The organism is Pediococcus sp. AC40 (genome assembly GCF_030252485.1).
GTDB lineage: Bacteria > Bacillota > Bacilli > Lactobacillales > Lactobacillaceae > Pediococcus > Pediococcus acidilactici.
In genome coordinates this window covers 1,896,855-1,922,706 of the sequence record NZ_CP127012.1, presented here as the reverse complement: position 1 = coordinate 1,922,706, position 25,852 = coordinate 1,896,855, and the positions used below count along the sequence as shown (strand labels likewise).

At 42.4% G+C, this 25,852-nt stretch carries 27 protein-coding genes; 19 read left to right on the top strand and 8 right to left on the bottom strand.

Features of this window, described 5'->3' with window-relative positions:
- Positions 1–89: 89 nt before the first annotated feature.
- A complete protein-coding gene (locus NL111_RS09500) occupies positions 90–593 on the bottom strand; it encodes a QueT transporter family protein (RefSeq protein WP_285110215.1) in 504 nt (167 codons plus the stop codon).
- Between the two features lie 253 nt (positions 594–846).
- Here NL111_RS09500 and NL111_RS09495 point away from each other — a divergent pair, with 253 nt between their 5' ends.
- Together NL111_RS09495 and NL111_RS09490 are read left to right on the top strand one after the other, a co-directional pair.
- The gene (locus NL111_RS09495) at positions 847–1,725 is read left to right on the top strand and encodes an aldose 1-epimerase family protein (protein ID WP_285110214.1); all 879 of its coding nucleotides are present in this window, start codon (positions 847–849) and stop codon (positions 1,723–1,725) included.
- A gap of 75 nt (positions 1,726–1,800) precedes the next feature.
- Positions 1,801–3,309 carry a sialate O-acetylesterase gene (locus NL111_RS09490; protein WP_285110213.1) on the top strand — a complete coding sequence of 503 codons (1,509 nt, stop codon included), beginning with the start codon at positions 1,801–1,803 and terminating at the stop codon, positions 3,307–3,309.
- A gap of 271 nt (positions 3,310–3,580) precedes the next feature.
- Here NL111_RS09490 and NL111_RS09485 read toward each other — a convergent pair whose 3' ends face one another.
- Positions 3,581–3,871: a HesB/YadR/YfhF family protein gene (locus tag NL111_RS09485; RefSeq protein ID WP_285110212.1), complete on the bottom strand. Its 291-nt coding sequence runs from the start codon at positions 3,869–3,871 to the stop codon at positions 3,581–3,583.
- Positions 3,872–4,385: 514 nt separating this feature from the next.
- On the opposite strand from NL111_RS09485, the gene NL111_RS09480 reads away from it, so the two are divergent.
- The 14 genes from NL111_RS09480 (at position 4,386) to NL111_RS09415 (ending at position 16,311) form a co-directional block, all read left to right on the top strand.
- Positions 4,386–4,781, top strand: coding sequence for a PTS sugar transporter subunit IIA (locus NL111_RS09480; protein WP_002829452.1), 396 nt, complete (start codon positions 4,386–4,388; stop codon positions 4,779–4,781).
- 5 nt (positions 4,782–4,786) lie between these two features.
- A complete protein-coding gene (locus NL111_RS09475; protein WP_285110211.1) occupies positions 4,787–6,814 on the top strand; it encodes a hypothetical protein in 2,028 nt (675 codons plus the stop codon).
- 20 nt (positions 6,815–6,834) lie between these two features.
- A complete protein-coding gene (locus NL111_RS09470; protein ID WP_002832567.1) occupies positions 6,835–7,329 on the top strand; it encodes a PTS sugar transporter subunit IIB in 495 nt (164 codons plus the stop codon).
- 20 nt (positions 7,330–7,349) lie between these two features.
- Positions 7,350–8,267 carry a PTS mannose/fructose/sorbose/N-acetylgalactosamine transporter subunit IIC gene (locus NL111_RS09465; protein ID WP_285110210.1) on the top strand — a complete coding sequence of 306 codons (918 nt, stop codon included), beginning with the start codon at positions 7,350–7,352 and terminating at the stop codon, positions 8,265–8,267.
- The gene (locus NL111_RS09460) at positions 8,251–9,081 is read left to right on the top strand and encodes a PTS system mannose/fructose/sorbose family transporter subunit IID (RefSeq protein WP_002832566.1); all 831 of its coding nucleotides are present in this window, start codon (positions 8,251–8,253) and stop codon (positions 9,079–9,081) included. Before NL111_RS09465 ends, NL111_RS09460 begins: the two co-directional genes overlap by 17 nt.
- Positions 9,082–9,164: 83 nt before the next feature.
- Positions 9,165–9,899: a GntR family transcriptional regulator gene (locus tag NL111_RS09455; protein WP_002829461.1), complete on the top strand. Its 735-nt coding sequence runs from the start codon at positions 9,165–9,167 to the stop codon at positions 9,897–9,899.
- A 23-nt stretch (positions 9,900–9,922) separates the two neighbouring features.
- On the top strand, positions 9,923–11,098 hold the full coding sequence (locus NL111_RS09450; protein ID WP_162013296.1) for an SIS domain-containing protein: 1,176 nt from the start codon (positions 9,923–9,925) through the stop codon (positions 11,096–11,098).
- Between the two features lie 10 nt (positions 11,099–11,108).
- Entirely contained in the window at positions 11,109–12,254 is a 1,146-nt protein-coding gene (gene nagA, locus NL111_RS09445) for an N-acetylglucosamine-6-phosphate deacetylase (protein ID WP_002832564.1), read from the top strand.
- 595 nt (positions 12,255–12,849) lie between these two features.
- Entirely contained in the window at positions 12,850–13,056 is a 207-nt protein-coding gene (locus NL111_RS09440; protein ID WP_285110209.1) for a DUF1659 domain-containing protein, read from the top strand.
- A gap of 55 nt (positions 13,057–13,111) precedes the next feature.
- The gene (locus NL111_RS09435; protein ID WP_053906336.1) at positions 13,112–13,339 is read left to right on the top strand and encodes a DUF2922 domain-containing protein; all 228 of its coding nucleotides are present in this window, start codon (positions 13,112–13,114) and stop codon (positions 13,337–13,339) included.
- A gap of 371 nt (positions 13,340–13,710) precedes the next feature.
- Positions 13,711–13,923, top strand: a complete 213-nt coding sequence (locus NL111_RS09430) for a P8 family protein (protein WP_002829482.1) — start codon at positions 13,711–13,713, stop codon at positions 13,921–13,923.
- Positions 13,924–14,368: 445 nt separating this feature from the next.
- On the top strand, positions 14,369–14,881 hold the full coding sequence (locus tag NL111_RS09425) for a hypothetical protein (RefSeq protein WP_285110208.1): 513 nt from the start codon (positions 14,369–14,371) through the stop codon (positions 14,879–14,881).
- Positions 14,882–14,929: 48 nt separating this feature from the next.
- Positions 14,930–15,571 carry a GGDEF domain-containing protein gene (locus tag NL111_RS09420; protein WP_285110207.1) on the top strand — a complete coding sequence of 214 codons (642 nt, stop codon included), beginning with the start codon at positions 14,930–14,932 and terminating at the stop codon, positions 15,569–15,571.
- An 11-nt stretch (positions 15,572–15,582) separates the two neighbouring features.
- Positions 15,583–16,311, top strand: a complete 729-nt coding sequence (locus NL111_RS09415) for an EAL domain-containing protein (protein WP_285110206.1) — start codon at positions 15,583–15,585, stop codon at positions 16,309–16,311.
- Positions 16,312–16,504: 193 nt separating this feature from the next.
- Here NL111_RS09415 and NL111_RS09410 read toward each other — a convergent pair whose 3' ends face one another.
- Positions 16,505–17,923 (bottom strand): C69 family dipeptidase, encoded by a 1,419-nt coding sequence (locus tag NL111_RS09410; RefSeq protein WP_285110205.1) that lies wholly within the window; start codon positions 17,921–17,923, stop codon positions 16,505–16,507.
- Positions 17,924–18,018: 95 nt separating this feature from the next.
- On the opposite strand from NL111_RS09410, the gene NL111_RS09405 reads away from it, so the two are divergent.
- Positions 18,019–18,648, top strand: coding sequence for an endonuclease III domain-containing protein (locus NL111_RS09405; RefSeq protein ID WP_063504500.1), 630 nt, complete (start codon positions 18,019–18,021; stop codon positions 18,646–18,648).
- A gap of 89 nt (positions 18,649–18,737) precedes the next feature.
- On the opposite strand, the gene NL111_RS09400 is transcribed toward NL111_RS09405, so the two are convergent.
- Positions 18,738–20,543, bottom strand: coding sequence for an FtsX-like permease family protein (locus NL111_RS09400; RefSeq protein WP_002829495.1), 1,806 nt, complete (start codon positions 20,541–20,543; stop codon positions 18,738–18,740).
- An 11-nt stretch (positions 20,544–20,554) separates the two neighbouring features.
- Entirely contained in the window at positions 20,555–21,313 is a 759-nt protein-coding gene (locus tag NL111_RS09395; RefSeq protein ID WP_002832552.1) for an ABC transporter ATP-binding protein, read from the bottom strand.
- Between the two features lie 262 nt (positions 21,314–21,575).
- Here NL111_RS09395 and NL111_RS09390 point away from each other — a divergent pair, with 262 nt between their 5' ends.
- Positions 21,576–21,770, top strand: a complete 195-nt coding sequence (locus NL111_RS09390) for a hypothetical protein (protein ID WP_285110204.1) — start codon at positions 21,576–21,578, stop codon at positions 21,768–21,770.
- Here NL111_RS09390 and NL111_RS09385 read toward each other — a convergent pair.
- A complete protein-coding gene (locus tag NL111_RS09385; RefSeq protein WP_285110203.1) occupies positions 21,767–22,330 on the bottom strand; it encodes an LOG family protein in 564 nt (187 codons plus the stop codon). The two genes, NL111_RS09390 and NL111_RS09385, sit on opposite strands and share 4 nt — an antisense overlap.
- A gap of 304 nt (positions 22,331–22,634) precedes the next feature.
- Between NL111_RS09385 and NL111_RS09380 the strand changes: the two genes are divergently transcribed.
- Positions 22,635–24,560: an acyltransferase family protein gene (locus tag NL111_RS09380; RefSeq protein WP_002832549.1), complete on the top strand. Its 1,926-nt coding sequence runs from the start codon at positions 22,635–22,637 to the stop codon at positions 24,558–24,560.
- 316 nt (positions 24,561–24,876) lie between these two features.
- Here NL111_RS09380 and NL111_RS09375 read toward each other — a convergent pair whose 3' ends face one another.
- Together NL111_RS09375 and NL111_RS09370 are read right to left on the bottom strand one after the other, a co-directional pair.
- Positions 24,877–25,599, bottom strand: a complete 723-nt coding sequence (locus NL111_RS09375; RefSeq protein ID WP_058121432.1) for a DUF6198 family protein — start codon at positions 25,597–25,599, stop codon at positions 24,877–24,879.
- Between the two features lie 22 nt (positions 25,600–25,621).
- Positions 25,622–25,831, bottom strand: coding sequence for a PLDc N-terminal domain-containing protein (locus tag NL111_RS09370; RefSeq protein WP_002829503.1), 210 nt, complete (start codon positions 25,829–25,831; stop codon positions 25,622–25,624).
- Positions 25,832–25,852 lie beyond the last annotated feature (21 nt).

Sequence of the window (25,852 nt, the reverse complement as noted above, 5' to 3'; positions counted from 1 at the left end):
GCTCTGCCATTTCCCACCAATCTAACAACAAAAAAACGAAGGATCCTGAACCGAGGACACTTCGCTTTTTTATTACCTAAATTTTTTAATTAGCTACGTTTATTAAGTGAAAGATCAATACTTTTTCCTAGAGCGTACATTACAAAAGCCCCAATGAACATTACCCCAAATTCACCTAAACTAACCGTTCCCCAAGTGTAGAAAAAGGGAACTTTTAAAATATAGGTGAGTTCTAAGGCAACTAAGAAGCCCATTAAAATGGTCGTAATGATAACGGTAAGGGCCAACTTAACTCGGTTGTCAGTTAATCTCCGGATGGCGATGATTACAACGCTCAGGGTGATGAGGGTGGTTAAAGTTCCCCACGTAATGTCAATAATTCCTAGAGAAGATTGTAGGTTAGCAATTAAAACTCCCAAAGAAACTCCCCAAATATAACGGCGATCATAAACCACCAAACAATTTAAAATCTCAGCAACCCGAAATTGAAGTGGGCCGAAACTAACTGCTGAAAAAACAAAGGTAATGGCGACGTATAGAGCAGCTACGATTGCTGATATTACAATCTCACGGACGTTCATTTTAGTTGACATAAATATTCTCCTTTATAACTTAATTAGTTACTAAATGACGATGACCAAAGGAACCCGGAGTACCGGGGAAGTGCCATCGGTGGAAAAATTTCCAACGTTTCTATCATACCAGTTTCCCAGGCATTTCTAAAGGTTAGGTATTAGGTAACCATTCGTTAAAATAGTTGATTTAATAATCAAGAAAGCCTTTACATTTACTTGAAAATGAATCATGCTAATAGTGGAGGAAACCAAAAGAAAGGGTGTAAATTAGATGATTAAATTGAAGAACCGCTACTTAACGGTCGAAATTGATAACATGGGTGCGCAGCTGACGCACGTGATTGACCAACCGAGTGGATACGACTACATTTGGAATGGTCAAGCTTGGCAACGTCATGCCCCGATTCTGTTTCCAGCAATTGGTAAGTCTAACCAAGATAGTTATGTATTGGAAGGACAAACCTATTCAATGCCGCAACATGGCTTTGCCCGGGATTTTGATTGGCAAAAGGTTTCGCAAAGTGAAACGACAGCAAAATTAGAATTGAAGGCCAATGAACAAACAAAACGAATGTTTCCGTTTGATTTTACGCTTCAAGTAGAATACGAGTTAAAGGACCACCAGCTATTAACTACTTACTACGTTATTAATCATGACGAACGGCGGATGCCTTACGCTTTAGGCTCACATCCCGCATTTAACGTTCCAATAGATAACGACGGTATTTTTGAAAACTACCATTTAACTTTTAGTCCGCACCAAAAACGAATTCAGCGTTTAGGGGTTAACCCAGTACCATTCCGTGATGGAAAGAAAGCTCCTTGGGAAGCCATCAAAAACAGCGAATTAACTTTAAATCATGAAATGTTTAACGACGGTTTAATTATTTTAGATGCGAAGAAAATTGATAGCGTCGTTTTAGGTTCAACACAAACTGCGCATGAAGTTAAATTGAACTTCAAAGACTTCCCATACCTTACCTTATGGACAATGGAGAACCGTGCGGAGCCATTTTTATGCATTGAACCGTTTGCGGGCTTGCCGGATCAAGCTGCTGAAGAGCCTACCGAATGGAAGAATAAAAAGGGTAACAATCTCCTAGAACCGCAGGAAACCCAGGCATTCACGTATTCAATTGAGTTTAAATAGCGAGGAGGGGCGCGGCAATGGTAACAACGCCAGCGCCCTTTACCTTGCTAAAAAATAGTTAAGTGAGGATTTTACATGCAGGATTATCAGTTACAAGTAGATCAAATATTTTCTGATAATATGATTCTGCCCTTTGGCAAACCATTTCAAATTAGTGGATTAGCTACTGCAGGAGCGACGGTTAAAACCACCATCGGTACTCAAGTTGCGCGGGCGATTGTTAGAAAAGATGGCACGTGGGATTGTCAATTTAGACCTTTTACCGATTATCGAACTTCATTTGAAGTTAAAATTGAAGTTCAAAATCATCAATTGAAGTTAGAAAACGTTCGGTTTGGTCAAGTTTTGCTGATTGCCGGACAATCTAACGTGGGCTTTCGCATGTCGCAAGACCAAAATTTTACGGAAGCCCAAACGTCAATTCCCGCAACCCCCATCACCTATTACAACGTCCCTCAACCGGCTTTTGTTTACGAAGATGGGGAGGTTAAGGAATATCAATCCCGTGCCACCCATTGGCACCAAGTAAAGAAATCTAACCTGGGACACGTTTCGGCGGTGGGTTATTACGCTGCCCAAGAAATGGCCCGACAAGACCCGAAAATGCCGGTAGGGATCGTTTGTTGTACCAGGGACGGTGCTTCAGCAGGAACCTGGGTGTCGGAAACATCTTTACGCAAAGACAAGCTATTGGCAAAGCGGGTGGTGGAGCCTTTCTTAAGCCACATTGAAAAGATTACGGATGCGGACTTTAAGGCAGACATCGAACGTTATCACCAAACCGTCAAACGGCATAATCGATTAATGTATAACTTTATGAAAAGCAATCCGGAGGTTCCGATTGGCGAAGCGCTGAACATTGTGGGGCAGACGCCTTGGCCGCCGCCAAAGACGCCGGACAGCTATTTGCGACCCGGGGCGCTGTTTAACGCAATGGTAAGAAAGATTCGGCATTTCCGGTTCAGCCAGCTGGTCTGGTACCAAGGCGAAACTGATGCAGATCAACCTGAAATTTATGATCGACTCTTGCAGACCTTAATTAACGATTGGCGGGCTACTTTGGCGGACGTTTCTTTACCGGTATACGTAGTGCAACTGCCAAAATATGCGGACGTAAAACGTCACGCGTGGGCAAAAATCCGCCAGCAGCAACTTAAAGTGGCACAAAGGCTTGCCGATACTTACTTGATTTCAATTGCGGATACGGGGGAGTATTATAATCCCCATCCCACGGCTAAAATGGCGGCGGGCCAACGCATAGGTCGTATCTTAGCGGGAAAGGACTATCAAGCAACTCCGCAACTAGGCTGGCTGAGCTTAGAAGCGGAACAAACCTGTTTTCACTTTTGGTATGTTAAGGAGTTACATGCCACCCAGCCACCTTTAATCGAAGGGTATGTTCAGCAAAAATGGCAGGCGGTCCCGGCAGAAATTAAAGGAACTGACCTAAGAGTTCATTTTCCACTAGGAACTACCCAAGCTCGCTACGGGTATAGTAACGCGCCGACTTTGACGCTGTTTAATGAAATAGGTGACCCAGTCAGCCCGTTTGTCGTAGATTTAACTACGCAAGAGCTGATTTAATATTTCAAAACAAATTGATTAAAAGAGAGTGGGACAAAAGTCGGGTAGTTTGCGAGCATTAACTGAAAATTGACCATTATGCCTGAATTTGGCATGATGGTCAATTTTTGGTTAAGCGGAGCAAGCTGGCTTTTGGCACACGTTTTGTCTCTATTAAAGCCAAAATACTAAAACAACTTTTTAAGGACCTTCATCCTTGAAAAGCATTTCTTTAGTTTTGTTCCACTTTCGTTAGTTCGAGTAGCGGTCCGAAAAATGGGCTCGCGCATACTTAATCTGAAAAACGATAGTTGACATCCTGGCCGTTATATTCCACGGTCAAGTCGTGATTGTCGACAATCCATTCGTTTCCCGATTCAATATAAAAGGTGATGTCATCTACGACGGTCTTGGCGGTTGATTCATCGTTTTTATTTCCGGGTGCAATCCCTAAGAAAAAGCTTGGATAAACCGTCGGGATTCCCCCGTAAATTTTGGTGAATATCTTGACTGCGCCGCCTGGTTTTAAATCCAATTCTTTGATAAACCACTGGGCTGCCTCACTAGTTACGGAAAATTTCATGTTGATTTGCTCTCCTTCTTAATTGTTGATTATGCACGTCTTAGGTTCAAAACATATAAAACCCTTCCAACACTAATCCTATCATAAAGAAATCGTTTACAAAAAGTAATTGCGAATTTTCTTGGGTCAAAATAAACTCCTAAATTTAAAAATCATCGCGCGACTGAGCGAATATATATTAAATGCACCTAATTTAATTTACTTTTAGGATAAATTTTGTTGTCTTTTAAAGAAAAAATTGATGGTAAAACGTTTTAAAACCGCTTTTTTTGATTTAGAGAACAGAAGCCGTAATATCGGGCTAATTTCGCTAAATCGTGGACTATACCAAAGCTCTCACCCGTATAAAATGCCTTGATATCAAGGTTTGCCCGGGTCGGATAATGTTTGACATACTGGTACCAACCAGTCATAATATGAATTGGAGCTGAGGAATTCAGCCATTTATTTTACCGAATTTTGTAAGCGGATACAGCAAACGGTTACAAATTTCGAGGATGTGGAGGAACGTTTTATGAGATTACTGTTGATGAGTCACGGAAATATGGCAATCGAAACGCTGAAAAGCGCAGAAATGATTTTAGGCCATATTGATAACATGAAGGCGATTGGTTTACAACCTAACCAAGGTCCGGAAGATTTACAAAAGGCTGCCGAAGAGTTTATTAATGACAACCCTAATCAAGACAAGACCATGGTTGCGGTTGATTTGCTCGGCGGAACTCCATCAAACGTCGTGGTACGTTTGATGGCTAAGTACCCAGATTTAGAAGTGGTTAGCGGATTGAATCTACCAATGGTGATTGGTTTTGCAAACCAAGTAATGATGGGAATGGATGTTGACAAACAATCATTGATTAGTGAGGCACAGAACGGCGTTGTTGACGTAAATGCTAAATTGAATGGATAAAGCTAATGGCAAAAACATACCAATATTCATTAAGATTTGCGATTGATCCCTACAATTGGGACACCGTAAAAGAAGCGAAATTAATTGATTTTTGTAAACAGGGGCAAATTGATAACGTGGTGTTTTTCATTAACCCTGAAGAACTTAACCAAGGACATCCAACGCTCGCCCAAGTGCGGGAACATTGGTTGCCAACGATTAAGTCAGTTGCGGAACGTTTGGCGAAAATGGGCATCACGACCAGTCTAAATCCTTGGACGACTTTGATGCACAGTGATCGGGGCCACCGCGTCCCTCCAGAGCTCGGCTTTGATACGATGGTCGACTACTTGGGACACGCCTCAGCTTCGATTGCGTGTCCGCAAGATGACCGTTGGGTGAATTACAGCACCGCGATCTATGCGGAGTATGCGAAGCTAAAGCCTAAAGAGTTGTGGCTAGAAGATGATTTTCGTCATTACAACCACACGCCAATTAAGTTAGCGTGTTTTTGTGACCGACACATGGCGCTTTACAGCGAGATGTTGGAAAAGCCCATTAGTCGAGAAGCTTTTGTCGCAAAAATGTTGCAACCTGGCGAACCCACTCCTGAACGAATTGTTTATCTTAGCGTAGCGCGTGCTGAAATGAAACGGGTGGCTGCCAAAATCGCGGCGGCAGTTCACCAAGTTTCTCCAGCTACTCGTCTTGGTTTGATGAGCTCGTTTCCGGAATGGCACGCCGTGGAAGGACGAGATTGGGACGGTTTATTAGACAACCTTGCTGATGAACATCCTCGAGTAAGTCGTCCGCATTTGCCAGCGTACAATGAAATCTCTCCCTTGAAATATTCGCGAGCATTTGAACGATTTACCCGAGTTACCACCGAATTGGTTGGCGAAAATTCCGATATTTACCCCGAATTGGAAAGCTACATGTATTCTCCGTTCGTAAAATCTAAAGCGTTTACAAAACTGCAACTCGAAAGTACTCAAATGGTGGGGGCTTCCGGAATTTTACTGAACTTGTTTGACATGATGGGTAACGGAATCGATGAAACGTATGATTACGCGCGTCTTTTAGCGGAATCCAAACCCTTAATGAATTTAGGTATGCAACATCGCCTGAAGCAAAAACATTTAGCAGGAGTAAAGGTCCTCTTTTCTCCGGACGCGGTCTTTAACCTTAAAACCGCGGTCGGTAAGAACCCTGAAGAATTACTACCCCAAGAATATTCTTGGTTGGAACTTTTGGGTACTTTGGGGATTGCTTGCAAACCCGAAAAGTGGACGTTACAAAGTCATTTTACGGATGAGGTGCTGGCCGTTAGCGGACAGTTCTTCAACAATTTAACTGACCGGCAAATTACCGAATTACTTGAAAACAACGTGGTGCTAATTGATGGTCCAAGCGTCCAGATCTTAATTGATCGGGGGCTAGGTAAATTAGTTTGCGCCAACCAAGTGGAACTGAAAAAAGCACGAACCGGTTATCAATCGTACGAGCAAATTGATGGGATGACCATCGACGGAATTCAAAATCCGCGGGTAACGATGCTCCAGCACACTGGGGACTACTATCAAGTTGGTTATGAACCAGCTGCGTCGGTGCAAATAATTTCAAACGCGTACAACGAAAACGCCAAGAAATTAGGGCCGGTGATGGCGTTAGTGAACCAACGGACCCTAATTTTACCAATGAACACTGATCCAAAATATGGTTGGGAATCGCAATATTATTCAATTAAAGAGAAATTATTCAAACGGATTTTAAATCAGATCACGAACTTGGATTACGTCATTGAGATGCCAGGGACGAAACTAACGGCCGTTGCCGACCAAATGGTTTTATCAAACTTTACGATCGATGACCAAGCGCAAATTCAGTTACACCTTACTAAAGCAAAGGCGAACCAACACTGGAAGCTCTATTTCCACGAAGGTGCGCAGTTACAGAGTATGGAGGTTACTGCCTCACCGGATTCAAACGGGATGTTGACCATTCCGTACCGCCTCAAGGGCTTAGAAACAGTAATTTTATTAGCGGAGTTTTAAAAAACGAAGGAGTGAGTAGGATGGCAATTACAGCAGTACGAATTGACGGACGTTTAATTCACGGCCAAGTTGCAAACTTGTGGACTACCAAATTAGGCGTTACACGGATTATGGTAATTGACGATCAAGTTGCAGCTAGTGACATTGAAAAGGCGGGATTAAAATTAGCCCGGCCTGCAGGAGTAGATTTAAGTGTGCTTCCTGAAAAGGTGGCGGCTGACCATATTAACCGGGGCGGCTACGATTCCCAAAAGGTATTTATCGTGGTTAAGCGCCCACAAATCTTGTTAGATTTAGTTAACGATGGGGTAAAGCTTGAAGCCATTAACGTGGGTAATATGTCCCAAACTGACGAAACGACCCAATTGACTAACTCCATTAACGTTGTGCAAGAAGACGTAGACGCATTTAACGCGTTGCACGAAAAGGGAATTAAGCTTACTCAACAAATGGTTCCTGGTGACCAAGCAAACGACTTTATGGAAATTCTCAAGAAATTTAAACCAAAAAACTAATTAAATAAGGAGGGATTCTCATGGGTTCAGGTATTGCAATTTGGCAAGTTATTATATTAACAATTTATTCAATGTGGCAAATCATGGATGAATTGACCGTTCAAACCAGTTTGAGCCAACCAATTTGGGCTGGGATCGTCGCTGGTTTAGTAATGGGCGATTTAAAAACTGGTTTGTTAATCGGTGGTAGTTTACAATTAACCGTTTTAGGTGTCGGAACTTTTGGTGGCGCTTCCAAGATTGACGCCAACTCCGGAACTGTTTTAGCAACCGCGTTTGCGATTGGTACTGGGATGAAAGCGGAAGTTGCCGTAGCAGCTTTAGGGGTTCCGGTAGCTAGTTTGATGATTCAAACCGATATTCTCGCACGGTTTGCGAACACCTTCTTCCAGCACAGAATTGATAAGATGATCGACGAAGAAAACTATAAGGGGATTGAACGTAACTTCCTCTATGGTTACCTTCCATGGACGTTATCACGTGGTATTCCAGTATTCTTAGCACTCGCATTTGGTGGCCCGTTCGTACGGACAGCCGTAGATTACATGAACACCAACCTTTCATGGTTAAGTAACGGTTTGGCAACCGCCGGAGCATTACTTCCAGCAGTTGGTTTCGCAATCTTGCTTCGTTACCTACCAGTTAAGAAACATTGGCCATACCTCATTTTAGGTTTCGTAATTACTGCAATGCTTTCAACGCTTTACGCCAACATTTCTACTTTGGGAACAACCATTGCGGGCATGAATGCTAAGTTCACTACCGTATTTGCAAACTTGCCAATGTTGGGAATTGCCTTGATTGGATTTGCACTTGCAGCAATGCAATACAACCGTTCGGTAAAGGAACAAAATATGGTTGCTGCAGCACCGAAGTCAGCTGATAGCGCGACAGATTTAGATGAACAGGATGGTGAGATTCATGGCGACGAACTCTAAAAATAAAGTAACTTATAAACTAAACGATAAAGACTTCAAACAAATGAACATCCGGAACATTCTTTTCAACCAAGTTGGCTGGAACTACGAACGGATGCAAGGTTCATCATACCTGTACCTAATCTTGCCGCAATTGCGGAAGATGTATGGTGACCATACTCCCGAATTGAAAAAAATGATGAAGATGCAAAACCAATTCTTCAACACCAGTAACTTCTTCAACACCATTATCGAAGGGATCGATATGGCTTTGGAAGAAAAAGAAGGGGTCGACTCGCTCGAAACCGTTGCTGGTATCAAGGCTGGTTTAATGGGGCCGTTCGCCGCAATTGGGGACTCGATTTTCGCAGCCCTCGTTCCCGCAATTATGGGTGCGATCGCCGCGAATATGGCGGTTCAAGGAAATGCCTTTGGAGCAATCTTATGGATGCTGGTTAACTTCGTCATCATGTGGTTCCGGTGGATCCAATTGAAGTTTGCTTATAAACAAGGGGTTAGCTTAGTTAACGAAATGCAAGGCCAATTAAACGCATTGACTGACGCAGCAACCCTTCTAGGGGTTTACGTTGTGGGTGCCTTAGCAGCTACCATGGTTAACACCCAAGTTACCCTCGTGGCGCACTTAGGAAAGATGACGGTTAACTTCCAAGATAAGATCGACATGATCATGCCGAAGTTAGTTCCTGCATTAATTGTTGGTGCAATCTACTGGATGCTCGGTAAGAAACGGATGACTTCTACCAAGGCAATCTTTATCGTAATTATCGTGGCAGTTGTACTATCTGCACTAGGTGTAATCGGAAAAGCAGCTTAATTTGCAATTTTAGTATCCGACTTTCCTGAATCTGGTGTATCATATTGTCATTATGAAACCGGTTTAGAAAGAGCGGAATGGTTATGGAATTTAAATATAACGAAAAACGTCCCGTGTACAGTCAACTCGTGGACGTTTTGCGAAAAGAAATCAAAAATAATTATCAACCAAACGATAAGCTGTTGTCTGAGCGCGAAATCATGCGTAAGTATGCGGTTAGTCGCAACACGGTCCGGGGAGCGTTGTCTGAATTAGAAAACATTGGTTACATTTATCGACAGCGCGGCAAGGGAACCTTCGTAGCCAACATGATTGATTACACGCAGAAAATTGGCGACGAATATAGCTTTACCGAGCAAATGAAGTCAATGGGACGCAAGCCTGAGACTCGAATTTTGGAAATGTATCAGCGGGATGCGGACGAGTACTTTAGTCAAAAACTAAAGGTTCCGGTGGGGACTTGTTTGATTAAGCTGAAACGTTTGCGTTTGGCAGACGGACAGCCGATTATGATTGACCGAACCTACCTTCCGCAGGCTAAGTTTCCTAATTTAAGTCGGGATGATTTAGAACTTAAGCAACGTTCACTGTACGCAATCTTTTTGGAGGATTACGGTGAAAAAGTAAAAGTTGCTGATGAACGTTTGTCAGTGGGAATTATCAGTGATGAGGATGCTAAACTACTGAACGTTGCTTCTAACACTGCCGGGTTTTTGGCGCGGCGAACGACGTACAATCATAAGAACGAAATCATCGAGTACACCATTAGCAGTGCGCGGGGCGACCAGTTTGTCTACAATATCAAGTATCGACACTGAAGGATTGAGAGGAGAATTACTTTATGTTTAACAAAACAGATGATGAGCTAACCAAGATGGGAGCGGTAATTACCACTCGGGAGATTCAACAAGAACCGGAATTGTGGGAAGAAGCTTGGCAAAACTATCAAGCTACAAAAGCGACCATTACGGAATTTTTAGAAAAGATTGAAAACGAATTCAACGAACCGGTCCGGGTGATCTTTACCGGTGCGGGTTCCTCGGCCTACGTTGGGGATACGGCGGCGCCATACCTAACCGAAAATGGCGACCGGAAACGTTTCCGTTTTGAAGCGATTGACACAACCAAAATTGTGTCGACGCCTAAACAATACCTTGAAAAAGACACTCCGACTTTGTTAGTTTCCTTTGCCCGGAGTGGAAACAGTCCTGAAAGTGTTGCAACGGTGGATATTGCTGAAAAGTACGTTCGTCACCTTTACCAATTAACGATTACTTGCGCACCAGAAGGTAAATTGGCTCAACACGCACAAAGCGACGAAAATAACTTAGTTTTAATGCAGCCTGCGCGCTCAAACGACAAGGGTTTTGCCATGACCGGGAGTTTTAGCTGCATGTTGCTGACTGCTTTATTAGTCTTTGATGTAAAACATACGGACGACCAAAAGGAAAGCTACGTGAAGGCCATTAGTAAGATGGGGCATGAAGTAATTGACCGGGTGGACGAAATTCAAAAGATTGTCGATACTGATTTTGAAAGAATTGTTTACCTAGGTTCGGGAGCCCTTGGCGGATTGACTCGAGAAACCCAACTAAAAGTTTTGGAACTCACGGCTGGTCAAAAGGCTACCGTCTTCGATACTTCGATGGGCTTCCGTCACGGTCCCAAATCATTTGTTAATGAAAAGACCCTCCTCTTTGATTTTGTTAGCAACGAAGCTTACACTCGTCAATACGACGTTGACATTTTAGACGAAGTGGCCGGAGACGAAATTGCGCCAGTAGTGATGGGAGTTGGAGTGAAATCTGACAATAATTTTGCCGGTGCAAACTTCACCTTTGCTAACGGAAACGATCAAATTCCAGATGGCTACATGGCCTTCCCTGACGTAATGTTTGGACAAACGGTTGCGCTATTGTCATCGATTAAAGTTAATAACACCCCAGACACTCCTTCGGCAACTGGAACAGTTAACCGAGTAGTTAAGGGCGTAACCATCCACGATTTTAAAGGTTAGGAGCGATATTTTGGAATACTATATTCACGCAGCAAAATTTTTCTTAGGCAGCAACGTCGAAATGGGCGGCTACTTGCCAGTAATTGACGGTAAGTTTGGGCGTTACCAAAAGGAAAAGCCTACCGGCAAAATTGTGGACTACGGTGATCAATGGATAGCTCCCGGATTGGTTGATACGCACATCCATGGGTTGTTGAACCATGATGTGATGGATGCCGATGCTGAAGGGATCGACGCCATGTCTAAGGGATTGTTGGAATGCGGGGTAACTTCGTGGCTACCGACTACTTTAACTGCTAGTTCAGACCAATTGAAGCAGGTGGTCCAAACGATTAGTGACCACGTGGACGACTTTGAAGGTGCCAAGGTTCAAGGGATCCATTTTGAAGGACCTTACTACACCGAAAAACACAAGGGTGCCCAAAATCCAAAGTATTTTGAAAATCCGAGTGTTGACGAATTTCATGCTTGGCAAAGCGCCGCCCAAGGGATGATCCGGAAAATTTCGATTGCTCCTGAACGAGACGGGGCGGTAGAATTTACCGCTAAGATTAGTTCCGAAGGCGTGGTGGTTGCCTTAGGGCACAGCGATGCGACCTTTGACCAAGCCAAAGCCTGTGTAGAGGCGGGCGCGACGATGTTTACCCATACCTTTAATGGAATGAGTGGACTTAATCACCGCGAGCCAGGGATGGCCGGCGCGGCAATGAGTTTAGATGGGGTGACCGATGAATTAATTTGTGACGGGCACCACGTTAACCCATACGTCGTTAAAATCTTGATGCAAACCAAGACTTACCAAAACGTTGCTTTGGTAACCGACTGTATGAAGGCAGGTTTAATGCCAGACGGCGACTATATTTTGGGAGAATTCCCAGTTAAAGTAGCCAACGGGACGGCCCGGCTAACGGATGGCAGCGATAGTTTGGCTGGTAGCATTCTATTGTTGAAGGACGCGGTTAAGAACGTGGTGGATTGGAACGTAGCCACACCTGAACAGGCAATTACCATGGCTTCAGCTAATGCTGCCGATAGTGCAGGCGTTGGCGATCAATGTGGCCATATTTTACCAGGTCGGGATGCCGACTTCATCGTACTTGACCACGAATTGAACTTGAACAAGACGTATTTAGACGGGGTTAAAGTATTTGGTTAACAAACTAACTACCTTAATCACATGAAACGAAGGCTAGGAAACTCCTGCAAGGGGTTCCTAGCCTTTTTGGTGCTGCATTAATCAGGACCTTTTGATCAATAAAAAGAGGTTGGTATGTTATAGTACCAACCTCTTTAGCGTTGTCCCAGTACGAGACAGGACTTCAGTTTGAAGAAGTCTTATTGAAAGAAAGTAAAAAAAGGAGATGAAGTAGCCAACTCCTTGGGTAGAAGAATCAGCTACAGGAAAAAATGATATAACTTAAACACTCAGTACAGGGAACGGGCTCTCTGTACAACTAATAATATAGCGTGTTGTAAAAACGTTGTCAATAGATTTTATTTATGTTTTTATTAATTATTTTCTTATTATGGTACGATAAGTTTTTCTTTAAATAACGGGATTTTGTTTGATTGACGGGGTTTTATTTTTATGCGGTAATCAAACTGGCGAGTTTAGCTGTATAAATAACCCCCCAAAAAACAGTGATAAATTTTAGAAAACAGGTTTACTTTTTTGCTGCTCGATTGTTATTAGTAAATGTAAGGCGTCGCGACACTTACTAATTCAATATTTAAGAAAAGAGGACAGTGAAATGCAAAAAACTTGGTTAAAGACGGGAATCAACTTCACAATGGAAGGAGCAGGACACGATAAGAAGGTGCGCCGTTCCTTTGCCAACGTGGATAAAGACGTCAGCGCCGTACAAGTGGAAGAATTAGCACGGGCGCTCAAAATGCTTTTGGAAGATGAAGTGACGGAAGCACAAGTCGTCACCACGGAGCAAGTAATTTTAAATTAAAATAATCAGAACGTTGATTTATATATCGCATAAAAATAAATGGGAGGATCATTTGATGAAACAACTAGACTTAGAATTTTTGAACGCTGCGGGAAAGACGCAACACTTGAAGTTAAAGTATGCAAAACAAGACCTTGACGAGGGTACGGTACGTTTAGCAATGGAAAAGATGATTGACACTAAGCTTTTCCAAAAAGAAGGCCAATTGCTTTATGTGACCCCCAAAGCAGCCCAATACGTGGAAACCTTGCACGAACCAATTTTCGATGACAGCCAACTTTAGAAAATAAGCAAAGCGGTTAGGAAGAACCAGATGGTCCTTTCTAACCGCTTTTTTTGTAGAATGCGTATAAAACATCTCGTGGATTACTCAGGTTATGAAGTGCCAGCACAATTTGGGTATTTTGATTATCAGGAAAAATAACGGTTAAGTTCAAGAAGTGGGAACGATTTAACGGTGATTTCCACTTCTTTGGGTTTTAGGGGCCGATAAACCGTTACCATACCCGACAAATACACAACCAAAACAAACCGATTTTCTATATTAACAAATTGCCCAACCAGTGTTATAACAGAGACGTGGGGTGCAATAATAAAATGAACGGCATGGTTAGGTTTTAACCATGGTCACCCAGTTTATTGGAGGCTTTTATTATGGCAGAAACATTGAAGACACAACTTTTGGATAAACAAATGAAGGAAGTATTTGATTGGAGTGACGATTCAACTCCAGTACGTGATGCAATGTGGAACCACGTTATGGATTCGAACGGTCACAACACGGTTAAGACAATCGCGGAAGCCAAGAAGTGGGAAAGCATGAGCGATGCTGACCTAAAGAAGACCGCCGAAGATATGTTAAAGTAAGCACCTAAGCACCACTGTCTCGGACAGATAAAAATACCCTTGAAGCAGCGATATCTCGTAGCTTCAGGGGTATTTTTTATGTGCAAAAGTTGCGTACAGAAAATAATACTTTGACAAGTTAATTTTTAATAATATTAACTTGCAAAATATCTAATAAAAATCGTATACTTAAGGACAGTGATTTAGTCGTCGGTATCGTGGAATGACGTACTTTTAGCGCCATGAAATTGACGGCAAAATAGATTATTGCAAAGATTAGTTTTTATTGGAAGATTAAGTTTTGATTTCGGCAATGTGGAATGTTAGAAATAAACCTTTGCATTTAGTGTGGGTAGGGAAGATTATGTATAATTTTCTTGCGCTAAACGAAGGATACCGGTTATTTTGTTGTTAACGACTACGTGGACGCCTTAATTAAAATAGCAAAAGAATAGGAGAAATTAAAATGCCTTTTAGTATGGTTGTAAGTCCAATTGGACAATGGTTTGCGCGTTTTTTTAGTTTTAATACGTTGATTATTGCTGCAATTACGATTGGTGTTTTATGCATTTTAACGTTGGTTTCGTACGGGATTGACCACTTTTTTAGTCGATATGAAACTAACACAGTAGTTTATGAAGAGATTAGTTGGTTTGTCAGCTTGGCGATTGCAATGCTCTTTTTACAGGCAACTTTTGTGGCCCTCCATGCGGACATTGATAGTAGTCAATTGGGCTGGCAATACTCAAATGCCCAGTTTATTATCTTGTTTTATTGTTTATACATTGTGCATCGCAAAACGGTACTCTGGTTCAACATGGGGTTGCCGATTTATATTTATGGATTGGCAATTATTCGGCATCAAACGCAGTTTAATATTTTAAATTTGTTGGCGATGCTGCTTTTAATCGCGGTGATTTGGGTCATTTATCGCAACAGTGATTGGTTGATTGATAGTGCCTGGTATTATGGAACCTAGTTTTTATTTGGGGTTGCTTGGTGGTCGATTTTGAAAGGCATCCGTACTATGACAGTTAGCCAAGTACTTTTGCTAACTTTTGAATTTATGATGATGATGACAATTGTTCATTTTGGTAATATTGAAATTCGGGCTATGGTCAAGCGATACATGAAGTTAGAAAAGGATAACGGTTATGATTTCTTAACCGGGGTCCGCAATCGGCGAACCTTTAACGAAGTGGTCAATGAAGTTTTTGAAGTTTACTCTAATAATGATTTACCAGTTGCCATGGTGATGTTTGATATCGATCATTTCAAGCTATTTAATGATCAGTACGGACATCAAGTGGGTGACAATGTTTTGAAATACGTTGCTCAGCTATTTTCGGATGAATTATTTGAACGTAAAACTAACGCGCAACTTTTTCGGGTTGGTGGAGAAGAGTTCACGATTATTTTCCGGAACCGGACGTCCGCCGAAGCTGCTCCAATTGTGAAGACGATCCGTGATATTCTAGTTAAAAAGACTTTTGAAGTTAAAGACGACCTCAACGTCCGTGTTACAGTATCGATTGGGGTCACTGACCTTAAGAAAAGTGATCAAAGTGCCAAGGATTTTTATAAACGAGTTGACAAATATTTATATCAAGCTAAAAATAATTCTAGGAATAGTATGTCTGTAGAGGGGGATGTTTCGTCATTAAGTTAGAGAAGGATAGGTTGGCTGAATTAGAAGCTGCGGTGGTTAAGTTGTGTTTTTATGAACAACCAATCTTTGCGGTGGATAACGAAGACACCGAAGGAAAGCTCCAAGAGTATGAATTATTATTACGTGAAGCTGGAGAGGACAATAAGTTTCCAGCGGCCCTCTTTAAGGAATATATTCGGAATAACGAGAGTAATCGGATTTTCTGTAATTGGATGGCCAATGAATTAAAAGAGTTGGTAAAAAATAAGCCAAACCAATATTTTAGTTTTAACATTGACCCGCAACAATTATTGTATCCAAGCACTATCGAGGCTTTGAAGGCTTTAATTCCATACCAAAAGACCTTGATGGTGGAAATCACGGAAGCAATCTCAAGTAAACGGTATTTCGACCAATATTACAATAATTCGATGATTGAGCCGATTAAGCAGGTGCATGATTTAGGATTCCGAATTGCAATCGATGATGTTTCTAGCGGAATGAACAGTTTTAATATTGTTCGTGAGTATGGTAAATATATCGACCGGATCAAGTTGTCATTGTTGCAATTACGCAACGTAAGTAAAGACCTAGTGCAAGAAACGGTGATGTTGTGGCGCTCAATGGCAATTGATAACCAGATTGACTTGATTATTGAGGGAATCGATAACCTCTCGGTAAGTGACTGGTTAGTAGACAATAGTATTAAGCTACAGCAGGGATATTATTGGGGAAGGCCGCGGGCGATTGAAAAGAATTAGAGCACGGAGCAACCCGGGTAAGACTCGAGGATTTAACGATGTTACGGCCCCTAGTCGCGTTTTAGGCGATTAGCGCCGTAATGTTGTTAACCGGAAAAAAATGGTGGCTGGAACATGTTTTGACTAGGCAGCTGAGAAGCAGATTTTCCTAAAAAAAGAGACTGAGAATATTTTTCTCAGTCTCTTTTCCATATTAAAGATTTTTATCCATATTAAACGTCAATTTCGAAAGCGTTAATCCAGTAGCGAGCAGCTCGTTAAAGTGCTTCATTGTGCGCTCCTTCATCGCAGCCACGGTTTGATGGTTGGCTTCGGTTAAGAACTTGGTTAATTCTTCACCAGACAATTCAGCGGCTTGACGATCAATTTCAGCAACCCGGCCACGCAAGAATTCTTTAGAAGCAGTTACGTAGTCCACGTTCTTTTGGATGAATTGGCTATAGTGGCCTTCCACAACGGAACCAACCGCGCGGTACATCCAGTAAGCATCGTCCAAATTCATGGTTTGCTTAGTAGCGCTGTAGCTAGGATCAGTATCCGTAGCGTTGTTAAAGAACGGCACGTATGGGCTAAATGCTGGGACACCGAAGTTAAGCCAGAAAATTGCGGAACGATCTTCAGGCACGTCGTTACGAATTTGCAAAACGTGCGAATTTTGGGTCCGGTTCATTGAAATTGGCCGGAACTTCAAGCGATCCTTGTCATCACCATGGCCAAATGGATCGTATTTAGTTTCATTGTAGTGCGAACTCAAAATGTTGCCCACGTCTTCAACCGTAATTTTACGGCTTGCTTGACGAATGAACGGTAATTCTGAAGATTGCGGGTCCTGTTCGATTTCTGGGTTAAGGTAAAGTTGTCCATACCAAACCCGAGGAGTATTGTAATGCCGGTCCTTTTCAGTGTCAGTACCGAAGATGTGACGGAAGTTCCAACCTTCATGGTCGGGATTCAAATGGTATTTCTCAACGAATTCTTGAATACCTTCCGACCACATAAAGTTGTCAGGATCGTTGAAGTCAACTTGTTGAATTGCCACTTGGTTAGCAGCTACGGCATAGGAATCATCAGGGATGCGCTGAGCAACCCAGTGGTGCCCCGTGACGATCTCCATGTACCATACGTCATCCTTATCACTGAAGATGACGCCGTTACCTTCAGGAGAACCATACTTAGCAATTAACTTACCTAAGTATTCTACGCCCATCCGCGCGGAATCAATGTAAGGAAGTACCATGGTTGGCATGGTGTCTTCAGCAAGCCCATTAGGAACGAGCGGATCGTACGCCAGGGTCTTAGGGTTTCCGTAGACGCTTTCGGTGGCACTCATGGCAACGTTCTTTTCGTTAAAACCACTTTCGTCATAGATTCCATCACGATCAGGATCGATGTTAGGAACGGCGCTATGACGGTAGCCATTAGCAGGTAATTTTGCTGTAAACCCATTTTGTGAGGAGACGATGGTTTCGTCTACGCCACTTTCAGCGGGATGCATGTAGAAACGGTGCGGTGCGAGCGGCAAGAAAGTGTCGTCGTTACGAGCGACCATGGTCGAACCATCGATTGAGGCTTTCTTACCAACTAAAACGGTTGTGCAGGCTTTTTCAGTCAAATTCAGGACTCCTTTATATTAATTATCTTCTATTCTAACGCAAATCTAATATTTTTAGGCCTTTTATAATAATTTTTTTAAAATTCGCCGATATAATGGGAACGGAGGTGGTAACGGTGCAGGTTAAAACGATTTATCAAACGATGTACGATCGAATGGGGAAACAACCTTGGCTGGAAGAATGGCAGGAAACCCCCTGGGAAGTAGTGTACGGAGGTATTTTAGTACAAAATACTAGTTGGCGAAACGTGGTCCCTAGTTTAAACAACTTGAAATTAAATTTTAACTTCAATCCGAAGTTAATTTTAGAATTAAGTGACGAAGAATTGCAGCAAAATGTCCGTCCGAGTGGGTTTTATACGCGAAAGGCGGCCGCCATTAAAAATATTTTACAATGGGCGAAGGGCTACGATTTTTCGGTTTCACGGATTCAGAATTTAACTTCAAGTCAACTTCGAGCGGAGTTGCTTGCATTACACGGGATTGGCCCAGAAACGGCGGATTACGTAATGATGTACGCGTTTGAGCACGCAGGATTCATCGCCGATAAATACAGTAGAAGACTTTTTGAAAGAATGGACTGCCCGTTACCTAAGGGATATGAAGCGGCGAAAAAAATGGTGGAGAAAGAATTGGACTTAACTTCGGAGCAATGGAAGAATTTTCATGCGATGATTGTGAATGATGGGAAAAAGAGAGTAGAAGAAAATGGTCATTATGTCTAGGACAGACATAATGACCATTTTTTAGTTAGTACAGAACAAACTGACTTTTACCACGGCTTTTTTCAGCCACGTTTGCTACTATTGTGTTTTTATTTCTTCTTCGGTAACACGATTAGCTTGTAAATCCAAGTGGTTAAAAGATAGTAAGCCAAGTATACTACTACAAAAAAGATGGTTAGATATTGAATGTTGTAGTACGGGTCGTGTAAGAGTGGCTTGAACATTTGAAGTCCAAACCAAACGTCAATGATTCCTAAAATTCCTGGAAGAGCAAACAAGATAAAGATTTCGCGGTTAATGCTTTTCTTCATCAAGGAGCGCCGAGTTCCAATTTTGTTTAGAAGGTTGTAGCGAACAGTATCTTGACGCGTTCCAGAAAGAATCTTGAACATTAAGCAGCTTGCTAACATTGCTAAGAACGCAATTCCCAAGAAGTAACCAATGAATTCAAGCCCACCGTATATGCCGCTAGCTAGCAAGTAAGCTTTAAAAGCACCTACACCCATGGTGAATTCTTCAGGTTGTGGATGAGCCTTAGTTTGCAAATCATTAAGTTTTTGTAGAACATCGCGGTTTATACCGATGTCTTTGACGGTGATAACGCTGACGGTACCCTTTTCGCCGTTAAGCTGGTTAAATTCACTAGTAGAGTAAAATTGTGGTGTAGTATCAATTTTTGAGCCACCTAAGCCAATAAAGTCGATACTCCGGCTAGCATTATTTTTTAAATCACTCAATGAAATTTTAACCCGTTTGGCATCAGCAGGGTGATCCGTGCTGGGGTTGTATTTTATAGTATAAAATGGATGTTGTTCAAATTGGTCTTCATTATAGTAAACGTGTGAGTTAGCAAATTTTTGATCATAACTAACGACTTCAGCATTCTTCAGTTGCTTAACTAACCGTTTTTCTTTGGCAGTGGGGTTATTTAAAGCAAGCGTAAAGGAGCTTTGTAATTGAGCCGTGGAATCAATTTCACGATTGAAAGCAGCCCCAACGGTGATAGCCCCTAATGCCAAAGCAAATAGTAACGAAGTGATCGTTAGAATCTTGTTATAATCTCGAATTCGAAACATGATTTGCGATAAGGTAAAGGTATTTAGTTTGCGCTGAGCAAATCCTGAATTCTTTAGCCAATGAATAATCAGCGTCATGCTAGAGCGGAAAATCAAGAAACTACCAACTACGATGGTAACTAAAGCAATCGGAATTGCAGAAAGCTGAAGGTCTACAATTTTAGCGAGTGCGTAATAACCAATCCCTACAAGAACAATCCCGGCAACGCCAGAAAAGAGTAGACCAATTGGATTAATTTTAATCCGGTCGACGGTGTCAGTTTGCTTAAGAAGCTTTAAGACTGGTTTCCGGACTAAAGATTGTAAGTTAAACAGCGCAGCAATGAAGAACAAAATCAAGTACAACAAGACTGTTACCAGAATTGCCTTGAAGTAAATGGGGTTGAAGTTGTGAATTTCTAACCCGAAGCGGTGGAATAGCAATTGTGAAATCCCACCAGTTAATCCCACACCTAGCAGTAAACCTAAGACGGTAGCAATAATTCCGACGGTCATGGTTTCGAAAACCATCAAACTACCAACGCGCCGTTTTTTTGCGCCTAGCATCATGAATAATCCATAATCATGAAGGCGCATATTTAATAGGAACGAATTAGCGTACATTACGTAAACAAACGTGATAATTACCAATAAAACTTCCCCAAATATAAAGACGGGGCTAGCATACTTAAAGGTAGCATTTGCCTTGATAAATCCTTCGTTAGTTGCCAAGTTGGCAAACATGTAGAAAATTGCCGAAGACATCACTAAACCGGTTAGTAAAACTACGTAGTCACGCAGGTGGTTTTTAATATTAGATAGAGCTAGTCTGAGTAACATTATGAAACCTCCTACTGTTCAAACGTACCGAGTTTTTCAAGAATTTCTTGATAGAACTCAGAACGTGAGGTACCGTTGCGCCGCAATTCTTGGCCAATGACCCCGTCTTTAATGAAGAGGATTCGTTGACAGAAGCTTGCTGAGAACGGATCGTGGGTAACTAAGAGGACGGAAACGCCTTGTTTTTGGTTAATATCCGTCAATAATTCCAACATTTCTCGTGCACTATTAGAATCCAAAGCTCCAGTTGGTTCGTCACCCAATAGTAATGCTGGTTGATGAACGATGGCCCGGGCAGCGGCAACCCGTTGCTTTTGCCCACCAGAAAGTTCAGTTGGGTACTTTCGCAATAGGTCTTGGATCGATAAAGTTTCTGCAACTGCGTGAACCGCTTGTTTAATAGCGCTGCGACGAACTCCTTGCAAAGAAAGTGGTAAAGCGATGTTTTCTTCCGCCGTCAAAGTTTCCAAAAGGTTAAAATCTTGGAAAATAAAACCAATTTCTTTAGAACGGAAATCAGCGATTTGATTTCCCTTTAGGCGAGTAACGTCCTGTTGGTTAATTAGTACCTGTCCACTAGTTGGCTTATCTAAAGTTGCCAACATGTTCAATAGGGTGGTTTTACCGGAACCAGATGCTCCCATGATCCCCACAAATTCCCCTGTTTGAACATCAAAATTAATTCCCTTTAGTGCTTCGTATTGCCGTTCGTTTTTTCCCCCATAAGTTTTCCGCAAGTCCGAAACACTAACAATATTTTGGTTGTTCATAAAAAGTCCCTCCCGAATTACTTAATTACTTATGTGACTAACTATATAAATAAATGAGTGAGATGTCAACCGTAAACTTTATTCTCAATTTTTGCCGCAATATTGTTACAATGGAATTAGTAAAAGATAACGATTTCTTCAATATAAATTATGGGGAGTGGCCACAATGACGCATACCGTTGGAATCATATTAACTATGTTATACGGAGGTTTCTTGATTTATAGTGCACTTCGAATTGAAGCACAGGTAGAGACCTAGATTATGGCGGCTAACATCATTGTGGGAGCGTTAATGTTGCTAAATTTTATTCAGCCGTGGCTAGGGATAGCCGGATTAATACTGGTATTACCGGTTTCGTTAGTTAACGGGCAGCTAATTTTTTTCAATATTAACTGGCCCCATTTTGTAGTCCGGGTGATTGTGACAATCCTATTAGCGGTGTCGCTTCTGGCTTAGTATCGCCGGATTGCAGGCGGGGTGTAACTATTGATGAATTGAAAAATCTCGTCTAATGAATCCGAGAATAGTAATTTTTTACGCGCGGATTTGGCTAAGAATCCATTTTTAACCATGCTATCATAGAATTCTTGCAAGGCATCGTAGTAATGGGCAACGTTGTAAAGGGCGCACGGCTTGGCATTTTCACCAATTAATGACCAAGAGTACACTTCTGCAATTTCTTCAAGGGTGCCGGGTCCTCCGGGGAGTGCCACGAAGCCATCCGCAAGCTCCATCATCCGTTGCTTGCGGACCGGCATGTTTTCAACGACTTCTAGTTTAGAAATTGCTGAGTAACTAGCACCGCGATCGGCAAGGTTCTGAGGGATGATGCCTTCGACGTAGCCGCTGGATTCTAAGACAGCTGTGGCAATTTGCCCCATTAATCCGTATTTGCCACCACCATATACTAGCCCCATTTGATGTTTTGCTAAGTACTGACCTAATTGTTGAGCGGCTGCGGTATAGCGGGGAGATTCACCTTCGGCAGCGCCACAAAATACTGCGATTTTTTTCATGAACGAGCATTCCTTTCTTAATTTCAAAGTTATAGCTATCTTACCACGCCAATTCACGATTTTAATAAGTGATGATGGGGTGGTAAAATCATCTCTGGTACTTCATGGGCGGATGTTTGGTATGCAAACCTCCCTTTTTTGTTTACATTAATGTAGGAATTAGATAAAAATTAAAAATGTTTTACACATATAGTTGGATATTTGGAATGGTTATTATATGATATTAATCATTGAGCGTACATAGTTAATCAACGTTTATGGGGGAGAAAAAGTTGTTTATTTTGGATGTTAGAGGTAAGCGTGAATGAAAGAGTTTGATGAAGTTTCTTTAGAATACAAAAATACGGGGGCGCGCCGCTACATTACTGGATTTGATGGTTTGCGCGTGTTGGCACTTTTAGGAGTTATTTTCTACCATCTAATGCCTTATAAGGTTCCGGGAGGGTATCTCGGGGTGCCAATCTTTTTTGCGGTATCTGGGTACTTAATCACGGATATTTTTATTCAGGAATGGGATCGTACGGGGAAAATAAAATTAGGGGCTTTTTATTTACGCCGGCTGCGGAGGTTATATCCGACCCTAGTCGTTGTGTTGGTGGCGAGCACCGCTTATATGACCATCTTCGCGCATAATTTATTGTCGCATATCCGAAGCATAATCTTGACCAACCTGACCTTCGTATACAACTGGTGGCTGGTGGGTCACGGGCAGTCATACTTTGACCGGTATAATGGGGAGTCACCCTTTACCCATTTATGGTATTTGTCGGTACTCGGACAATACTATTTTATTTGGCCGCTTTTACTAATTGTGTTGTTAAAAATTTACACCCATCGTCGGGTGCAGGTAGCGGGGATCCTGTTCTCGCTTAGCGTGATTTCAGCAATGATCATGGCAATTCTGTACCATCCGGACACGGTTAACCGCGTTTATTACGGTACGGATACCCGGGTAGCGCCCTTCTTGATTGGTGCGGCGTTGGCTTTTATTTGGCCTTCTACTAGGTTGAAGAAAAACCTTGATTTGCATAAAAATGCCGTTGCGAACATTATCGGATTGATCATCATGGCGTTAATGATCACGTCATTCTTCACCATGCCAGGGACTTCTGCGTGGCCTTACTATGGCGGAATCTTTATTTTTTCGGTATTGTCAGTATTGATGATTGCCATCATTGCCCATCCGGCTTTTATTTGGAATCGAGCGTTGACTAATCCAGTTTTCAAATGGTTAGGAAGCCGGTCGTACGGTATTTACATGTACCAATTACCAGTGATGGTGTTTTATGAACAAAAGGTTACCAACATTGCGGCGCATCCAGTTTTAAATACGATCGCTCCGCTAGTAATTATTTTAGTGTTGAGTGAACTGTCCTACCGGTTTGTTGAGATTCCGTTAGCACAGTTTGATTATCGTCATCTAGGCCGTTTCTTGAAGGAGATGTTCGATATCGAATCAGGATTTAAATGGCGTCACGTAGGTGTGGCAGCCGTCTTGTTTGTTACCTTCGTGGCAATTTTTGGCGCAGTCACTGCTCCAGAAAAAGTCTCGCAAAAAACTGATGATTTACAGGCTAAGCTGGCCAAAAATAGCAAGGCTACGGACCGCAAAAATGCTGTTGCGCTGAAAAAACAAAAGGAAGCGCAAAAAGACCATGCCAAATCTAAGGATAAACATGTTAAGTTAACTAAGAAAGAAAAGGCAATTGCTCAAAAGTATCATCTAACGGACCAAGAAATGGGCGCAGCTAAGTCAATTCCATTAACTGGAGTAGGCGATTCCGTTCTAGAAGATACGGGAGCCGATTTGCAAGAAATCTTCCCAACCGCGTTTATGTCCGCTAAGGTTGGTCGACAGGTGGATGAAGCACCGGGATTACTAACTTCCATGAAGAAACAAGGACAACTGAGCGACAACGTGCTAATTAATTTAGGCGCAAATGGCCCGGTAAATGCTAAACAAATCGACGCTATTGAAAAGGTGGTCGGTAAGCACCGGAAGCTCTTCTGGGTTAACGTCCACGTACCTACCCAAACTTGGGAAGGTTCGGTTAACCAAACCTTGAATAAAGCTACGAAGAAGTATGATAATTTGCAAATTATCGATTGGAACGGCCCCGCTAAGAACCAACCCGGTTGGTTCTACGGCGACCACGTTCACCCTAATCCAGAGGGCTCGAAAGAATACGCGTCGCTAGTAGCAAAGGCAATTATTAAGGCAGTGCAATGAAGGGCTTGAAGTTAGGGATTGAAAAAATTATTTGTTAACTTGAGTAAATATGTCATCCAAATTTAAAAAAGAGGTTGTGACAAAAGTCTTTAAACAAAAAACGGTTCATGAGTTGAAACTTCCTCATGAATCGTTTTTATTTTGGCGTTTTGACTTCAATAGAGCCAAAACGGGTGTCAAAAGTCAGTTTGTTCCGCTTAACCAAAAATTGCCCATCATGCCAAAATCAGGCATAATGGGCAATTTTCAGTTAATGCTCGCAAACTACCCGACTTTTGCCCCGCTCTCTTTTTTAGATAGCCTAATTATTAAACTTTCATCCCCGTGGCTTCTGCAACACAAAGTGGTGTTTAAAAGAAGGCGCCACGTGTTCATCGGCCCAGCCCTGGACATATCCTTGAGTGACGAAAGCCCAAACCGTGCCAAAACCAAACGACCAGACTTGGTGATTGGCAATCAAGCTCAATACCGTCATTACTAATGGCGGTACGTAACTTGCCCATTGGGAAGCCGAGGCACGCCCGTGCAGGTACTTAAAACGAAGAATGTAAGAGAGGTCGTCGTTAGGGTGCATGATTAGGTTGGCCCGCTGGTATAAGGAAACCGCGGTGGCGACCCAAAATAACCCAAAAATATCAATAATGATATCTAGTGTAAGCTGGTAGGGGTGGCTGAAGTTGGCTTGAAGTTCACCAATCCGTAAAAAATCCCGAAAAAGCGGCACAAACCACTGTACTAGGTAGCTAAAAGGTACCACGAACAGGATGTTGCGAACAAAACGAGTCCAATCCATTCGTTGGGTAAGTAGCATTGCAAGAAAGGCTACCGCAACCCCATAGATCACTAACACGGTCCCCATGACGTGATTGGCCACGGCTGGATCCGTGGAATGGGTCACCCAGTGTGCAATATTAACCGCGGAAGCCGTCCAAACTGCACTCCCCATTCCAGTGGCAATGGTCAGAGCATTTGCTGCGGAATTAATGATAATTGAGATTGTCAGCCAAAAGAACCTTCTTCTGGCATCTTGAATTTTCAAACAGGGTCATCTTCCTTCTACGTTACTCGGATTTCTGGCCGAAAGTAAAGTAAAGCCACGGTCCGATTGGTTGGATGAGGGCGACCAATAACCAAAGGGTGCGGTTACCATGTCGGAAACTACTTGCGGTAAGAATATCTTTATACGCGAGGAAAGTTGCGGTGATTTCAAACGCTACTAGCGGCAAAAGTTCCTGTTGGCGGCGCTTATTAAGATAATGTTCTTTGGTCATTGTGAGTGTCCTCCCCAACTA

What these genes read in the sequence shown, in the direction of transcription:
- NL111_RS09500 (WP_285110215.1), bottom strand. Translation starts at nt 593, where the DNA reads ATGTCAACTAAAATGAACGTCCGTGAGATTGTAATATCAGCAATCGTA.
- NL111_RS09495 (WP_285110214.1), top strand. Translation starts at nt 847, where the DNA reads ATGATTAAATTGAAGAACCGCTACTTAACGGTCGAAATTGATAACATG.
- NL111_RS09490 (WP_285110213.1), top strand. Translation starts at nt 1,801, where the DNA reads ATGCAGGATTATCAGTTACAAGTAGATCAAATATTTTCTGATAATATG.
- NL111_RS09485 (WP_285110212.1), bottom strand. Translation starts at nt 3,871, where the DNA reads ATGAAATTTTCCGTAACTAGTGAGGCAGCCCAGTGGTTTATCAAAGAA.
- NL111_RS09480 (WP_002829452.1), top strand. Translation starts at nt 4,386, where the DNA reads ATGAGATTACTGTTGATGAGTCACGGAAATATGGCAATCGAAACGCTG.
- NL111_RS09475 (WP_285110211.1), top strand. Translation starts at nt 4,787, where the DNA reads ATGGCAAAAACATACCAATATTCATTAAGATTTGCGATTGATCCCTAC.
- NL111_RS09470 (WP_002832567.1), top strand. Translation starts at nt 6,835, where the DNA reads ATGGCAATTACAGCAGTACGAATTGACGGACGTTTAATTCACGGCCAA.
- NL111_RS09465 (WP_285110210.1), top strand. Translation starts at nt 7,350, where the DNA reads ATGGGTTCAGGTATTGCAATTTGGCAAGTTATTATATTAACAATTTAT.
- NL111_RS09460 (WP_002832566.1), top strand. Translation starts at nt 8,251, where the DNA reads ATGGCGACGAACTCTAAAAATAAAGTAACTTATAAACTAAACGATAAA.
- NL111_RS09455 (WP_002829461.1), top strand. Translation starts at nt 9,165, where the DNA reads ATGGAATTTAAATATAACGAAAAACGTCCCGTGTACAGTCAACTCGTG.
- NL111_RS09450 (WP_162013296.1), top strand. Translation starts at nt 9,923, where the DNA reads ATGTTTAACAAAACAGATGATGAGCTAACCAAGATGGGAGCGGTAATT.
- NL111_RS09440 (WP_285110209.1), top strand. Translation starts at nt 12,850, where the DNA reads ATGCAAAAAACTTGGTTAAAGACGGGAATCAACTTCACAATGGAAGGA.
- NL111_RS09435 (WP_053906336.1), top strand. Translation starts at nt 13,112, where the DNA reads ATGAAACAACTAGACTTAGAATTTTTGAACGCTGCGGGAAAGACGCAA.
- NL111_RS09430 (WP_002829482.1), top strand. Translation starts at nt 13,711, where the DNA reads ATGGCAGAAACATTGAAGACACAACTTTTGGATAAACAAATGAAGGAA.
- NL111_RS09425 (WP_285110208.1), top strand. Translation starts at nt 14,369, where the DNA reads ATGCCTTTTAGTATGGTTGTAAGTCCAATTGGACAATGGTTTGCGCGT.
- NL111_RS09420 (WP_285110207.1), top strand. Translation starts at nt 14,930, where the DNA reads ATGACAGTTAGCCAAGTACTTTTGCTAACTTTTGAATTTATGATGATG.
- NL111_RS09405 (WP_063504500.1), top strand. Translation starts at nt 18,019, where the DNA reads ATGGGAACGGAGGTGGTAACGGTGCAGGTTAAAACGATTTATCAAACG.
- NL111_RS09400 (WP_002829495.1), bottom strand. Translation starts at nt 20,543, where the DNA reads ATGTTACTCAGACTAGCTCTATCTAATATTAAAAACCACCTGCGTGAC.
- NL111_RS09395 (WP_002832552.1), bottom strand. Translation starts at nt 21,313, where the DNA reads ATGAACAACCAAAATATTGTTAGTGTTTCGGACTTGCGGAAAACTTAT.
- NL111_RS09390 (WP_285110204.1), top strand. Translation starts at nt 21,576, where the DNA reads ATGGCGGCTAACATCATTGTGGGAGCGTTAATGTTGCTAAATTTTATT.
- NL111_RS09385 (WP_285110203.1), bottom strand. Translation starts at nt 22,330, where the DNA reads ATGAAAAAAATCGCAGTATTTTGTGGCGCTGCCGAAGGTGAATCTCCC.
- NL111_RS09380 (WP_002832549.1), top strand. Translation starts at nt 22,635, where the DNA reads ATGAAAGAGTTTGATGAAGTTTCTTTAGAATACAAAAATACGGGGGCG.
- NL111_RS09370 (WP_002829503.1), bottom strand. Translation starts at nt 25,831, where the DNA reads ATGACCAAAGAACATTATCTTAATAAGCGCCGCCAACAGGAACTTTTG.